This is a genomic window from Hymenobacter oligotrophus, assembly GCF_003574965.1.
Classification (GTDB): Bacteria; Bacteroidota; Bacteroidia; order Cytophagales; family Hymenobacteraceae; genus Solirubrum; species Solirubrum oligotrophum.
In genome coordinates this window covers 2,314,646-2,328,915 of record NZ_CP032317.1, presented here as the reverse complement: position 1 = coordinate 2,328,915, position 14,270 = coordinate 2,314,646, and the positions used below count along the sequence as shown (strand labels likewise).

The window sequence follows — 14,270 nt, the reverse complement described above, 5'->3', positions numbered from 1 at the left end:
AAGCTTCATTCCTCTGTTTGCGATGAAAATCGAGAAAGTGTACACGGCGCAAGCCCACGTAAAAGGCGGCCGCAACGGCCAAGTTACCAGCCAGGACAACGCCCTGAACCTGGAGCTCAGCACGCCCAAAGCCATGGGCGGCACGGGCAAAGAAGGCGCCACCAACCCCGAGCAGCTGTTTGCCGCCGGCTACGCTGCCTGCTTCGAGGGTGCCCTAGGTGTGGCTGCCCGCCAGGCCAAGGTGGCCCTACAAGGCGTAACCATCGAAAGCTTTGTGCACTTTGGCAAAGCCGAGGACGGCGGCTTTGGTATTGCGGCCGATCTGCACGTAAACATCCCCGGCGTGGAGCAAGGCCAAGCCGAAGAGCTGGTAGCCCAGGCGCACCAAATTTGCCCTTACTCGCGCGCTACCCGCGGCAACATCGAGGTGAACCTGCGCACCACCACCAACAACTAAGCTTAACCCCGCACCGGATTTAGCAGTTATAGCACACCGGCGCCTCCTGCAGCAGGAGGCGCCGGTGTTGTTTTTTCACGCATTGCTGAGCTGCCTGCCATGACCACTCGCACCATCGTCCTCGACCACCGGCCCCAAGGCAAACCCACGTCCGACACGTTCCGCTACGAAATCAGCGAGGTAGCTGCGCCCGCCGATGGCCAAGTGCTGCTGAAAACCCTGTACGTGTCGGTCGACCCCTACATGCGCGGCCGCATGAGCGACGCAAAGTCGTACGTGCCGCCCTTCGAGGTGGGGCAGCCCATCAGCGGTGGGGTGGTGGCGCAAGTGGTAGAAAGCCGCGTGGCGCAGCTGCCGGTAGGCACCGTGGTGGTAGGCAACTTGGCCTGGAGCGAGTACCAGCTTGCGGGCAGCCGGGGGCTGCAAGCAGTGCCTGCCAATGCTGCACCCATCAGCTACTACCTAGGGCTGCTTGGCATGACGGGCCTTACCGCCTACTTCGGCTTGCTCGATATTTGCCAACCCAAAGCTGGCGAAACCGTGGTGATATCGGGCGCGGCCGGCGCTGTGGGCATGGTAGTGGGCCAATTGGCCAAAATCCAGGGTGCGCGGGTGGTGGGTACCGCCGGCTCGGATGAGAAAGTGGCTTACCTGAAAAATGAGTTGGGTTTCGACGAGGCCATCAACTACAAAACTGCCGGCAATCTAGCCCAGGCCCTAGGTGCCGCCTGCCCCAACGGCGTCGACTGCTACTTCGACAACGTGGGCGGTGCCATTACCGATGCCGTGTACGACCTGCTGAACAAGCACGCGCGCATTGCCTTGTGTGGGCAGATATCGATGTACAACGCCACCGAGCAGCCCACCGGGCCTAGGCCCGAACCCAAGCTGCTCAAAACAAGTGCGCTGCTCAAAGGCTTTATCGTGAGCGACTACCTGCCGCGCTGGCCCGAAGGCGTAAAAGCCCTGACGGAGTGGTACCAGCAAGGCAAGCTGAAGTTTGAGGAAACCGTAACCGAAGGCTTCGAGCAAATTCCGCAGGCGTTCCTGGGTTTATTTAGCGGCGAAAACACCGGCAAGGCCATGGTGAAAGTGGCCGACCGTCAGTAGCGCGGTGTAGCGCGGGCTTCAGCCCGCGTTGGCGTGAACGGCTACCGTTGAACGGCAAACGCTTAACGATTTCGCTCTGACAAACGCGGACTGCAACCGCAGGTCGGCGTAGCCAAAGTCCGCGCTACAGAGCTACTTCCTATCTTTACACGCAGGATGACGAAGCGGTTGATTATAGCGCTGTTGAGCTGGCACTTGTTTGCCGTGAGCCTTGTGCCCGCTGGCAATGCGCTGGAGTTGCTGAAGATTCCGCAATTGGTTGATCATTACCAGCAGCACGCTGGTAGCTCTGTTCTGCGCTTCCTCTACGATCACTACGCCGGCCTGCATAACCAGCAGCGCCAGCAAGACCACGAGTCGCTGCCCCTGCACACCTGCCTGCACCAAGCCACCGCGCTGGCTTTGCCGCCGGTGCTGCGCTTAGTACTGCCCCAGCCGCTGGAGTTCCCGGAGGCGCAGCAGTACGGCGGCGAGTACGTGGTTTCGGCCCCGCGGGGCGTGTCGCGCACGTACTTTCAGCCCCCGCGCTCGGTAGCCGCCCCTGTGGCAAGCCGGGCGTAGGCTAGCGGCCCTGGCTTGGGCGAGGCAGCGCGGTGCACACTAGGTGCACCGGCCGCCCGTTGCAGTACAGTCAGCCTCCACATGAAAGTTGCCCTAGGTGGCAACGTGCCCTTCATGTTCAACAAGCTTATTGCGCTAAGCCTCCGGCACAAGCTGGGGGTAGGCGTCGGAGTAGTAGCCCTGTTGGTGTGGGGCCTCTACGCGTTGCGGCATCTGCCCATTGATGCCGTGCCCGACATCACCAACAACCAGGTTATCGTTTACACGGTGTCGCCCTCGCTCAGCGCGGCCGATGTAGAACGCCTGGTAACCTTCCCCGTCGAGCAAAGCGTGGCCACCATTCCGGGCCGCGAAGAGGTGCGCTCGTTTTCGCGCGCGGGCCTCTCGGTGGTTACCATTGTGTTCGGCGACGCCATCGACAATTACTGGGCACGGCAGCAAGTGGCCGAACGATTGCGCGCGGCCGAAGCGCAAATACCGCCCGGCCTAGGGCAGCCCGAGATGGGGCCGCCTACCACCGGCTTGGGCGAGATATACCAGTACACCATTCGCACCAAGCCGGGCTTCGAGAAGAAGTACTCGCTATCCGAACTGCGCACGTTGCAAGATTGGGTAGTGCGCCGCCAGTTGCTGGGCACGCCCGGCGTGGCCGATGTATCGTCGTTTGGCGGCTACATGCGCCAGTACGAGGTGGCCGTTGAGCCGGCGCGGCTGCGCAGCCTGGGGCTTACCGTGGCCGATTTGCAAGAAGCCCTGAGCCGCAACAACGGCAACGCCGGCGGGGGCTACCTCGTGCGCGGTCCGCAGGCGTGGTTTATCCGCACCGAGGGCTTGGCGCAATCCGAAGCCGATATTGGCCGGGCAGTGGTGCGCCCCGCCACCGAAAGCCGCGGGCCCATCCTCATCCGCGACGTGGCCGATGTGCGCGCCGGTGCCGCGCCGCGCTTTGGTGCCATGACGCGCAACCACCACGGCGAAACCGTAGGCGGCTTGGTGCTGATGCTGCGCGGCGCCAACTCCTCGGAAGTGGTTGCGGCCGTGAAAACCAAGATGGCCGCCATCCAAAAAACCTTGCCCGAAGGCCTGGAGATAACGCCCTTCCTCGACCGTACCAAGCTTGTCGATCAGGCCATCAGCACCGTAGCCAAAAACCTCGCCGAGGGCGCCCTGATTGTGATTTTCGTGCTGGTGCTGTTTTTGGGCAATTGGCGGGCCGGCTTGCTGGTGGCGTCGGTTATCCCGCTGGCCATGTTGTTTGCCATTGGCATGATGCACGTGTTCGGCGTATCGGGCAACCTAATGAGCCTAGGTGCTATCGACTTTGGCCTGATCGTGGACGGCGCTGTTATTATCGTGGAGGCTACCATGCACCGGCTCAGCACGCGTTTCGGGCAGGCCCACGGCAGCGGCGAATTGCCCCTCACCAACGACGACCTCTCGCCGCAGGAGATGGACGCAGAAGTGTACGATGCCGCCTCCCGCATTCAGCAGTCGGCTTCTTTCGGGCAGTTTATTATCCTGATGGTGTATTTGCCCATTTTGGCCCTCACCGGCATCGAAGGCAAAATGTTCCGGCCCATGGCTGAGACGGTGGCCTTCGCCATCCTGGGCGCCTTTATCCTGTCGCTGACGTACGTGCCGGTAATGTCGGCGCTGCTGCTGCGCAAGGGCGTGCACGGCGGTTGGTCGGATAAGGTGCTGGCCCGCCTAGCGGCTCGGTACCGGGCGCTGGTGCAGCAGGTATTGACCGTGCCGCAATTGGTGTTGGGCGCGGCCGTGGCGCTGCTGGTGGGCGCAGTGCTGCTGCTTGGCACCCTAGGTGGCGAGTTCATCCCGACGCTGGAGGAGGGCGACTTTGCCGTGGAAACCCGCGTGCTGCCCGGCTCGTCGCTCGATTACACCATCAAGCAAGCCCAACAAGCCTCGGATTTGCTCAAGCAGCAGTTTCCGGAGGTGAAGGAAGTAGTGGCCAAAATCGGGTCTTCCGAAATTCCCATCGACCCAATGCCGCTCGAAGCCTGCGACCTGATTGTGGTGCTGAAGGACCGCAAGGAATGGTCGTCGGCTGACAACCGCGAGGATTTGGCCGCCAAAATGGCCCACGCCCTGCGCGTGCTTCCCGGCGTTACGTTCGGTTTCCAGCAGCCCATCCAAATGCGCTTCAATGAGCTGATCAGCGGCGCGCGGCAAGATGTGGTGGTGAAGATTTACGGCGAAGACCTCGACCAGCTTGCGGGTTACGCCCGGCAAGTAGGCAACCTCGTGAAGCAAGTACCCGGCGCGGCCGACCTTTACGTGGAGCAGGCTACCGGCCTGGCCCAAATTGTGGTGCGCCCCGACCGCGAACGGCTGGCGCAGTTTGGCTTGAGCGTCGATGACCTCAACCAAAGCATTGCCGCGGCCTTTGCGGGTGCGGGAGCTGGCCAAGTGTTTGAGGGCGACCGGCGCTTCGACCTAGTGGTGCGCCTCGCCGACCAGTACCGCCACGACATTAGCCAGGTGCGCGCCCTCAACGTGCCGCTACCCGCGGGCGGGCAAGTGCCCCTCGAGCAAGTAGCCAAAGTCGAGTACCAAGTTGGCCCCAGCCAGATTCAGCGCGACAACGCCCAGCGCCGCATTACGGTGGGCTTCAACGTACGCGGCCGCGACGTGCAGCGCGTGGTGGAGGAGGTGCAGGCGCTGGTGCAACGCAACGTAAAGCTGAGCCCGGGCTACAACGTAACCTACGGCGGGCAGTTTGAGAACCTTCGCCAGGCCAACGAACGGCTGGGCATTGCGGTGCCGGTGGCGCTGCTCATGATTTTTGGTTTGCTGTTCCTCACGTTCGGCTCGCTCAAGCAAGCGGTGCTCATCTTCACGGCTATTCCGCTGGCGGCGGTGGGCGGCGTAGCGGCTTTGTGGCTGCGCGGCTTGCCGTTCAGTATTTCGGCGGGGGTGGGCTTTATTGCGCTGTTTGGGGTAGCGGTGCTCAACGGCATTGTGCTGCTGAGCGCCTTCAACACGCTGCGCGATTTTGGGGTGCGCGATGTGCGCGAACGGGTGCTGCGCGGCACCGAGGAGCGCCTGCGCCCCGTGCTGATGACGGCCACGGTGGCGTCCCTAGGTTTCTTGCCGATGGCCTTGGCCGGCACCGCTGGTGCCGAGGTGCAACGGCCGCTGGCTACGGTGGTAATCGGCGGGCTGGTATCGGCTACGCTGCTTACGCTGCTGGTGCTGCCGGTGCTGTATTACCTCAGCGAGGCCGAAGGCGGTTTTTGGCGCAACCTGCTGGGGCGCGCACCTAGGGCGAAAACAGTAGCCGCAGTAGGAGCAGGGTTGGTGCTGTTGCTCCCCGCTGCGGCTTCGGCTCAAACGCCTGCTGCCGACCGCCGCGCCGCGCCGGCACCGCTTACCGCGGCCGGCGCCGTAGAAGCTGCCCTAGGTAGAAGCGGCGACGTGCGCGCGGCCAGCTATCAGCTTTCGGCCCGTACTGCGGTGCGCGGGGCGGTTTGGGAGCTGCCGCGCACCACGGTGCAAGCGGGCTACGGGCAGTTCAACTCGCCGTATATGGATAATCAGTTTTCCATTGCGCAGCCGCTGCCTGCCCTAGGTCAGTACCGCGCGCTCATGGGCCTGGCAGCGGCGCAGGTAGCCGTAGCCGAAACCGAGCTGGATGTGCGCCGCGCCGAGCTTCGCCGGCAGGTGCGCACCACCTACCAACAGGCCGTGTATGCCCGGCACCGGTTGGTTTTGTTGCGCAGCCAGGATAGCCTAAGCCGCGCTTTTCGCCGGGCGGCCGAGCTGCGTTTTAAAACCGGCGAGGCGGCCCGCATCGAACCCGCCACGGCCTTGGTGCAGCAAGGCGAAACGCAGCTTGCCACTGCCCGCACCCGCACCGACTACCTCGCGGCCCGCCGCCAATTGCAAGCCTTGCTGCAGTGGCCCAGCCTGCCCGTGCCCGCCGACAGCTTGCTGCAGCCTTTGCCGCTGCCCATTGAGGTGGTAAGCCTCCTAGGTGATTCGTTGCAGGCCACGACCGACACCACCAAGGCTACCGACCCCACGGCCCGCCTGCTAAACCGGCAAGCTGCCGAGCGCCAGGCCGAAGCTTTGGTGCTGCGGCGCAGCCGTCGCCCCGAGTTGGGCCTTACGTACCTCAATCAGTCGTTGCGCGGCAATATCCTCTACAAAGGCACCGAGCGTTTCTACGGCCCCGGCAACCGCTTTCAGGCGGCGCAACTCAGCCTAAACGTACCCCTCTGGACGCGCCCGCACAAAGCCCGCGAAGAAGCTGCTCGGCTGCAGCAGCTCGCCGCGCAAGAGGCATACCGTCGCCGCGTAGCCGAAGTCGCGGCTAACCAAGCGTCGTTGTTGGCTAGGTTGCGCGAGCAGCAGCAGCGCATGGCTTTCTACCAGCAAACGGGCTTGCCGCAGGCGGCGCTCATTTTGCGGTTGGCCGGCAAAGGCTGGCGCGCCGGCGAGATGGATTTTGCCGAGTACTTGCTGCACGCCGAACGCGCACAACGACTGCGCGCAGATTATCTCGATGCCATATTGGCTTACAACCAAACGGTGCTCGAACTAGAGTACTTACTAGGCCGCACTGATTAGGCTTACTGTAGCGCCGTAGCGCGGACTTTGGCTACGCCGACCTTCGGTTGTAGTCCGCGCTACGGCGCTGCATCGCACAACATTTCATCAACTTTCCATGCTTCACCGCTCAACTTCATACTTCCGCTACTTGCTGCTTGCAGCCCTAGGTGCCTGCAACTCCGCGCCGGCCGAGCAGCCGCAGGAGCAAGCTGCTACCACCGAAGCTGCTCCCGTTGCCGAAAAAGAAGTGCATCTCAGCGCCGATGAGCTGCGCGTAGCGGGCGTGCGCACGGGCCGTGTCAGCTACCAATCGGCGGCGGGTGTGCTGCGCGTAAACGGCTCGTTGGAGGCACCGCCGCAAAGCCTAGTGGTGCTGAGTGCGCCCTTGGGCGGCTATATCGAGCGGCTGCCGTTGTTGCCGGGTGCCCACGTGCGCAAAGGCGAGGCCGTGGCCGTGGTGCGCAACCCCGAGTTTATTCAGGTGCAGCAGGATTACCGCCAAGTGCTTAGCCAACTCGAGTACGCCCGCGCCGAGATGGAGCGCCAACGCCAATTGGTGCAGGAAGAAGTAGCTCCGGCCAAAAACTACCAACGTGCCCAAGCCGAATACCGCAGTTTGCAGGCGCAGCGCGATGCGTTGGCCGCACGGCTGCGCCTAGCGGGCTTGCCGGTTCGGGCTAGCGGGGCCATGGCTACTACGGCCGAGTTGCGGGCGCCCATTAGCGGGTTTGTGCGCCACGTGCGCGCCACCACGGGCCAAACCGTAACCTCCACCGAGCCGGTGGCCGAACTCGTTGACCCTACCCACCTGCACGTAGAACTGACGGTGTTTGAGAAAGACGCACCTAGGGTCAAGATGGGCCAGCCCTTGCGCTTCACGCTCGCGTCCGACTCAGCCGGTGCCGAACACACGGCCCGTATTACGCTGGTAAGCCGTGCCGTCGACCCCGAAGCCCGCACCGTAACAGTGCACGCCCACCCCGACGTGGAAGACAACCCGGCCTTGTTGCCGGGCATGTTTGTGCGCGCCGCCATCCAAACCGAAACCGGCCAACCAAAAGCCACCACGCCCGCGTTGCCCGAGGCGGCCGTAGTCGATTTCGAAGGCCGGAGCTACATTTTCGTACAGCCCAATCCGGCCCAAGCCCGCTACCGCATGGTGGAGGTGCGCCGTGCTGGCGCCGTCGAAAACGGTACGGTGCCGGTAGTACTGCCCGCTACCGTTACGGCCGAAACGCAAGTGGTAACCACGGGCGCCTACAGCCTACTGGGTAAGCTGAAAAACACGGCCGAAGAGTAGTGCTGCGTAAGTTCGGGGCATGAGGGCTGCTCGTTTGCCATTTGTTGTTGCGCCAAACTCCGCCGAAACGCGGAAGGTGGTGTCGCGCCTGGCACCCACGCCAAGCGGCTATTTGCACCTAGGCAATGCCGTAAATTTTGTGCTGACGTGGCTGCTCGTGCGGCGCGCCGGCGGCACGTTGCACCTGCGCATCGACGACCTCGACCGCAACCGCCTGCGCCGCGCGTACCTCGAGAGCATCTTCCGCACTATCGAGTGGCTTGGCCTCGACTACGACCACGGCCCCACCGGCCCCGACGACTTTCTGCGCCACTACTCGCAGCTGCTGCACCAACCCGCGTACAACTACCTGCTCCGGCGCCTGCGCCTGGTGCCCGGCTTGTTGCACGCCAGCACCCGCTCGCGCACCAACGGCCTCGAAATCCCGGTCGACCTCGACCAACCCGGCGCGGCGTGGCGGGCGCAAGTGCCGCCTGGTACCACCGTAAGTTTTGCCGATGGCTGGCAAGGTACCAGCAGCCTCGACTTAGGCGCCGCCATGCCCGATTTTGTGCTGCGCAAGAAAGATGCGGTGGTGGCGTATCAACTGGCCTCTATTGCCGACGATCTGCGCCTAGGTACCACGCTCATTGTGCGCGGCCAAGACCTGCTGCCCAGCACTGCCGCGCAATTGTGGTTAGCCCAACAACTGCCCGAAACCACCGCTTTCAGCGCCGCGCGCATTCAGTTTTTGCACCACCCACTGCTAACCGACTCCGAAGGCCGTAAACTCAGCAAGTCGCAGCAGCAACCCCTCGACCGCGGTGTGCTAAACGCGGCAACCGGGCCACAGCCCGTGTACGAGGCAGTGGCCCGGTTGCTCCAGTTGCCCGCCGGGGCCGGCGAGTCGTTAAAAGCGCTGCAGCAGGCTTTGGGTTAGGCAGTGCTAGCGGCCCTTGCGCAGCGTAAGGTAATCGAGGTAGTACAGCACCTTGATGGAGACGGAGTTGTTGTGCGGGGTATTGATGGTGTTGTTCAGGTTGTCGAAGTACAGCGGCGTGGCTTGCTCAGCTTGCAAAAAGGTGTTGCCGGCGTTTTTCCAAACCAAGCTCACCTGCGAGCCGGGCGCGAACCACCAGGAGTACACCGCATCCACGTTGAAGGCGTTGTAGGTGTTGTCGCGGTTGCGGCGGTAGTCGATGAGCTTCTCCTGCCCGCCTTCTCCTAGCCGCGCAAAATCGCGGTAGCGCACGTTGCTGGTGTAGTGGCGCGTGCGCAGCGTAAACGACATGCGGTTGTTGAAGGTGTAGGCCATCTGCACCACGTTCGACACCGTCACCACGTTGCGCCGCCCCAGCACCACCTGCCCCACGAACGGCTCGTCCAGCGGCTCGCCCGCGTCCATGCCCCCGTTCACGTAGCCAATCTCGTTTTGGCCCAGGCTCCAATCGAGCGAGTAGCGGAAGGTGAGGTGGTCGTTGACGCGGTAGCGCGGGTAAGCGCCAAACTGGTAGCGGGCCCGGCGCGGGCGGGCGAGGTGGTCGTCGAGGGCATAGCCGCGGATGCCGGCGTTCATGCCCAAGGCAAATTTCTTGCGCGTATCGGAGTTGAAGAAGGCGAGAAAGAACGTGCTGCCGGGCACCTGCACGTAGTACTTGCCCAGCGGAAACACCCGCGGCTCGTAGAAGTCGTGATTTTTCGGGTCGACACTCATATCAAAGCCCACTTGCAGGAAGCTCTTCGTGAATACCGTGTTGGCCCCTAGGTAGTAGCTGTGGTTTTGGTAGCGGGTGGGCTTGTAGAGCAGCGAGTAGCGGGCTTGGCCGAAGATGTGGAAGTTGTTGACCTTCCAGAAAGGCTTGTACTTGTGGTAGCCCCAATCGAACGACTGCGTAATGTTGTTGTTGCCGAACAAGATGCCCAAGTCATTGGGGTTGTAGCGGTCCGATTCGATGCGGTGGTTGAGGCCCCACGTCCAGGTACCGCTGATTTTACCAACGCCGATTTCGTACTTAAACCCGTCGCGGTCGTCGATTTGCTCCTCGGAGCCGAAACGGTTGCCGCGCCGCCGCGAGTACACCACGCCGCCATCGAGTGCGTAGGTGTTGGTTTTGTCGTTGAAGCGGAACAAGCCGCCCGTTACGTTGGCGTCGTAGGTTTGGCCCCAGCGCGTTACGTTGGTATTAATGAGCGAAACGTAGGAGTTGTTTTTCAGCGACTGATCGAGCACAGCAATGTTGTAGTTGCTGAAGGGTTGGGTTTTCACCTGCCGTTCTTCGCCCGTTTCCTCGTTGCGCACGGTAGCGTACACGTCGTTGCTTAGGGCGTTGAACACACCAATGCCCAAGCCTTGGCGCGTGCGGCCCGAAATCTTCGTGGCGTTGAGCAGGCGCGTTTCGGCCGGGTTGCGGAGGATCTTCTCGTTGTCGCCCGCCTGCACGTCGTAGAAGCCGATGGGCGTGGCGCCCACTCGGCGCGAGTAGAACAAGTTGCCTTTGTTGAAGAGCTCGGTGCCTTCGGTGAAGAACTGCCGGTTTTCGGCGAACTGTACCTCGAAGGGCGAGAGGTTGAGCACCTGGTTGTCGCTCTGCACCTGCCCGAAGTCCGGCACCAGCGTAGCGTCCAGGGTAAAGCTCTCGTTGATGCCCCACTTCACGTCGGCCCCGCCGTTGAACGAAGTCGTGGTGCGCCGTTGCCCCTCCGCGTTCAAGGGGTTGTCGTTCACGTAGCCCGACACGTAGGGCGTCAGCGAGAGGCGCAGCGGCGGCTTCACGTCGCGCACGCCGTGCAAGGTGCCCCACTGGTTTACAAAGCCGTTGATGGCGGGCTTTACCTCGTTCCAAAAAAACTGTGCGTTGTCGCGCTTGCGCTGGCGGGCAAAGTTGAGGCCCCACAGCTGCTCGGGCATGTTGCTGAAGCGAATGGCCGAGTACGGAATTCGGATTTCAGCCACCCAGTCGGTACCTCGGATGGCGGTGCGGCTTTCCCACACGGCGTTCCAGTTCCAGTCTTCGCCCACGGCCGGCGAGTAGCGCGCATCGAGCTGCACGCCGGTGGGCGTTACCGTGAAGTTGTAGCCGTTGATCTGGTCGTGGTAGGTGTCGAGAAACATCGAGAAGATATCGGAGTTGCCGAACTGGTCGCGCGCGGTCATTTCGCGCAGAATGGAGTCGGGCGATACGTCGTGCATGATGGCGCCCACGTACAGGTTGGCGTCGTCGTAGAGCACGCGCACCTCGGTTTTCTGCTTTTCGGGCACGCCGGGGTTGGGCCGTTGCTGCACAAAGTCGGTAGCCACGGGTGCCTGCTGCCACACCGCTTCATCGAGCACGCCATCCATTTTCAGGGCTTCGCTGATGCGCACGGCTTGCAGCTGCCGCTTAGGCGCCGCCGTGGTGGCCGCTGTTTGCGCAGCAGCTTGCCGGGCACCTAGGCCCAGCACCAAAAGCAAACAGGCAACGCGCAGCGTAGAGGTAAAAGACATAGCACTCAGGGTTCGGGTGAGAGAAGGGTTGGCAAGAGGTAGGGCAAAGGCAAGGCGCTGCCCTGCAACAGCATAGCTGCGCTGAAAAACGACCAGAAAGGTGGAGCAAACATGTACCTGAGCTAGGTACTACAGCCGGCGGCGCCACTTGCCGGGGTGGCAGCGTCGGGAGCTAGAAAATACCACCACATGCGGCCGCGGCTACTGGTAGGTGCGGCAAGCAAAACAGGGTGTTTTGTAATTCGGCGGTGGAAACTTCGCCTCGGCACCAAGGTTACAGGCTGCTGCAATATTTTTTTGCAAAGCTTCGCTTCGGCACCCCAGAGGCATGCTCTTGGGTAGCGCAATAGGGCGTTTCACCTAGGGCTAAAGCGGTAACGGGCCCGCAGACTGCGCAGGCCCACCGGCAACAGGCGGGGCTGCGCCGCGGCGCATCAGCAGCAAGTAGTTAATTACAGTACCTCGCTTTTAAACTTAGCCGCCCACAAATCGGCAAGGCGGGTGGGCTCGGGCAGCTTGTAACCGCCTGCGCAACCTAGGGCCAGGGCAGTGGCACCGGCTTGGTCCAGGCGGTGGCCCGGCGACACAAACACGGGTTGTACGCGGTCTTTCATGCGCACCACTTCGCCAATCAGTTCGCCGGTTTTCTTGTCGGTAAGCGGCGTTACGTTGCCCTTTTCGGGCGCGGGTTCGGGGTACTGGCCAGTAAGCACCTGTTTGGCTACGCCTAGGCTGGGCTTGTCGAGCAAAATACCAATGTGCGCGCCGATGCCCATGCGGCGCGGGTGAGCATAGCCGTGGCCGTCTACCATCAGCACATCGGGTTGGTGCTGCAGCTTGGCAAAGGCATGAATAAGATTGGGCGCTTCGCGGAAGGACAAGAAGCCCGGCACGTAAGGCATATCCACGGGCCCGTAGTTGTACGCCTTTTCTACCAGCTCCAGCCCCGGGTACGTGAGCACCACAATCACCGACAGAATTGTGTCCTCGGTCGGAAACGATGAGTCGAGCCCGGCAATAAGCTTTGGCGGCGTAGCCAGCGGCTCGATACGTTGCCGCGCACGCATTTCGTTTTGCTGCTGCGTGAGCTGGCGTACCAAAGCAGGGTCGGCGGGCGGGTGGTAGGGGCGGTAGTAAGCCATAAGCGGAGCGGTTGGTACGCGGCTATACGCAACTAGGGCCGGCAGCGTGTTGCTACCGGCCCTAGGTTGGTTGTTGTTGCCTGTGAAGCAGAGGCTAATTACCCCCTCGTGAACACGTACGGGTCTTGGTCGATGCCGTCGTTTACGCGCAGCTCCACCGATTTCACCTGGCCGTTATCAACCACGAACGTAGCCGGGTAAATGCCATAGGTGAGGTTGGAGTACGTGGCCCGGAAATCCTGCGCATCCATGTAGTCGAGGGTGGCGCGCAGCTCGGGGTGGCGGCTGAAGCGGAGCATTAGCTGCTTGCCTTTGGCCTCGATGGTGATGGGCCCATAAACCGGGTGCGTGTACTGGCCGGCGTAGTTTTTCAGCGCCACAGCAGGCTTATTTTTCTTGGCTACGCGGGCGTTCAGCTGGGCAATGTTTTGGCGGGTTTCGTCGCGGGCGGCTTGGCTGCGGTTCCACAGCTGGCGGCTGCGGTCGACGTACGGCATGCCCAAGTAGGCATCGAGCAGTTGGTAGCGCAGGGCCTCGAAGAAGCTGTGGTTATCTTGGTTGGTGAGCACGGCAATACCCAGGCGCTCCTCGGGCACAAAGCAAGTATTGCTCACGTAGCCGGTGGCGCCGCCCGTGTGCCAGTACACCTGCCGGCCGTTGTAGTCGGCGGCAAACACGCCGAGGCCGTAGGTGCGGAAGTGCTCGGGCAACAACGAGGATTTGCGCGTCGAAATCAGGGTGTTGGGGTCGCGGGTGCGGCGCACAGCGGCCCAGGGCAGCACCTGCTGGCCTTGGTACTTGCCGCTGTCGAGTTGGCACTGCAGCCACTTGGCCAAGTCGCTCACGCTCGATACCATGCTGCCCGCCGGCCCTAGGTTGTCGATCTGGTCGATGGGCAGCACGGCCAGCGGGCCGTAGGCATTGGAGTAGGGCAGGGCAATGTTGGGGCGCTGCGCAAAGCCGGCCGTCAGCATGTAAGTGTTGCTCATGCCCAAGGGCTTCAGCATGGTTTGCTCCACGTAATTCTCCCAGGTGGTGCCGCCCGTTACCTTCGGGATAATCTCGCCGGCGGCCAGAAAACCGGCGTTGCAGTAGCCGTAATCCTGCCGAAACTGGTACACGGGTTTCAGCGTGCGCATGCGCTCGATGATTTCCTCCCGCGTGAAGTTGGAATCCCAGAAAGCGAAATCGCCCTGGAAGGTTTTGGTGCCGAGGTGGTGGCCCATCAAGTCGCGCACGGTGGTAAGCTGCGTGCTCGTGGGGTCGTAGAGCTGAAAACCGGGCAGGTACTTGGTGGCTGCGTCGTTGAGCGAGAGTTTCTTTTGCTGCTCGAGGTTGGCCAGGGCCGTGCCGGTAAACAGCTTGCTGTTCGAGGCAATCAAAAACAGCGTCTTGTCGTCAACGGGCTCTTTCTTGGCAAGGTCGCGCACGCCGTAGCCTTTGCTGACCACCACTTGCCCATCTTTCACCACCACCACGGCCAGCCCCGGAATTTGCCATTGGCGCATGCCGCGCTGAATGTACCGATCGAGCGAATCGGCAACGAAGCGGTTGGGGGCCGAAGCGGTTTGGGCCGTGGCCGGTGCCGCGCCACCTAGGGCCAGGGCAAACAAGCCGCCGAGTAGTGGCTTGATAAAGCGAGTACGCATCAGGAAGAAGGTAAAA

Annotated in this window: 9 protein-coding genes; 6 read left to right on the top strand and 3 right to left on the bottom strand. The window is 62.3% G+C overall.

Annotation, left to right across the window (positions count from 1 at the left end):
• The first annotated feature begins 22 nt into the window (after positions 1-22).
• From D3Y59_RS09985 to D3Y59_RS09960, 6 genes are all read left to right on the top strand, one after another.
• Positions 23-457 (top strand): organic hydroperoxide resistance protein, encoded by a 435-nt coding sequence (locus D3Y59_RS09985; RefSeq protein WP_059067237.1) that lies wholly within the window; start codon positions 23-25, stop codon positions 455-457.
• Between the two features lie 99 nt (positions 458-556).
• A complete protein-coding gene (locus D3Y59_RS09980; RefSeq protein ID WP_119444919.1) occupies positions 557-1,567 on the top strand; it encodes an NADP-dependent oxidoreductase in 1,011 nt (336 codons plus the stop codon).
• Between the two features lie 156 nt (positions 1,568-1,723).
• Complete coding sequence (locus D3Y59_RS09975; RefSeq protein WP_119444918.1) at positions 1,724-2,128, top strand: hypothetical protein; 405 nt, start codon at positions 1,724-1,726, stop codon at positions 2,126-2,128.
• Between the two features lie 114 nt (positions 2,129-2,242).
• Positions 2,243-6,718, top strand: a complete 4,476-nt coding sequence (locus D3Y59_RS09970; protein WP_119446419.1) for a CusA/CzcA family heavy metal efflux RND transporter — start codon at positions 2,243-2,245, stop codon at positions 6,716-6,718.
• 97 nt (positions 6,719-6,815) lie between these two features.
• Positions 6,816-8,000: an efflux RND transporter periplasmic adaptor subunit gene (locus D3Y59_RS09965; protein WP_119444917.1), complete on the top strand. Its 1,185-nt coding sequence runs from the start codon at positions 6,816-6,818 to the stop codon at positions 7,998-8,000.
• A 34-nt stretch (positions 8,001-8,034) separates the two neighbouring features.
• Positions 8,035-8,919: a glutamate--tRNA ligase family protein gene (locus D3Y59_RS09960; RefSeq protein ID WP_205590817.1), complete on the top strand. Its 885-nt coding sequence runs from the start codon at positions 8,035-8,037 to the stop codon at positions 8,917-8,919.
• Positions 8,920-8,925: 6 nt separating this feature from the next.
• On the opposite strand, the gene D3Y59_RS09955 is transcribed toward D3Y59_RS09960, so the two are convergent.
• The 3 genes from D3Y59_RS09955 to D3Y59_RS09945 form a co-directional block, all read right to left on the bottom strand.
• A complete protein-coding gene (locus tag D3Y59_RS09955) occupies positions 8,926-11,463 on the bottom strand; it encodes a DUF5916 domain-containing protein (protein WP_119444916.1) in 2,538 nt (845 codons plus the stop codon).
• 452 nt (positions 11,464-11,915) lie between these two features.
• Positions 11,916-12,605 (bottom strand): deoxyribonuclease V, encoded by a 690-nt coding sequence (gene nfi, locus D3Y59_RS09950; protein ID WP_119444915.1) that lies wholly within the window; start codon positions 12,603-12,605, stop codon positions 11,916-11,918.
• Positions 12,606-12,703: 98 nt separating this feature from the next.
• Positions 12,704-14,254, bottom strand: coding sequence for a serine hydrolase (locus tag D3Y59_RS09945; RefSeq protein WP_119446417.1), 1,551 nt, complete (start codon positions 14,252-14,254; stop codon positions 12,704-12,706).
• Between the last annotated feature and the right edge of the window lie 16 nt (positions 14,255-14,270).

What these genes read in the sequence shown, in the direction of transcription:
- D3Y59_RS09985 (WP_059067237.1), top strand. Translation starts at nt 23, where the DNA reads ATGAAAATCGAGAAAGTGTACACGGCGCAAGCCCACGTAAAAGGCGGC.
- D3Y59_RS09980 (WP_119444919.1), top strand. Translation starts at nt 557, where the DNA reads ATGACCACTCGCACCATCGTCCTCGACCACCGGCCCCAAGGCAAACCC.
- D3Y59_RS09975 (WP_119444918.1), top strand. Translation starts at nt 1,724, where the DNA reads ATGACGAAGCGGTTGATTATAGCGCTGTTGAGCTGGCACTTGTTTGCC.
- D3Y59_RS09970 (WP_119446419.1), top strand. Translation starts at nt 2,243, where the DNA reads ATGTTCAACAAGCTTATTGCGCTAAGCCTCCGGCACAAGCTGGGGGTA.
- D3Y59_RS09965 (WP_119444917.1), top strand. Translation starts at nt 6,816, where the DNA reads ATGCTTCACCGCTCAACTTCATACTTCCGCTACTTGCTGCTTGCAGCC.
- D3Y59_RS09955 (WP_119444916.1), bottom strand. Translation starts at nt 11,463, where the DNA reads ATGTCTTTTACCTCTACGCTGCGCGTTGCCTGTTTGCTTTTGGTGCTG.
- nfi (WP_119444915.1), bottom strand. Translation starts at nt 12,605, where the DNA reads ATGGCTTACTACCGCCCCTACCACCCGCCCGCCGACCCTGCTTTGGTA.
- D3Y59_RS09945 (WP_119446417.1), bottom strand. Translation starts at nt 14,254, where the DNA reads ATGCGTACTCGCTTTATCAAGCCACTACTCGGCGGCTTGTTTGCCCTG.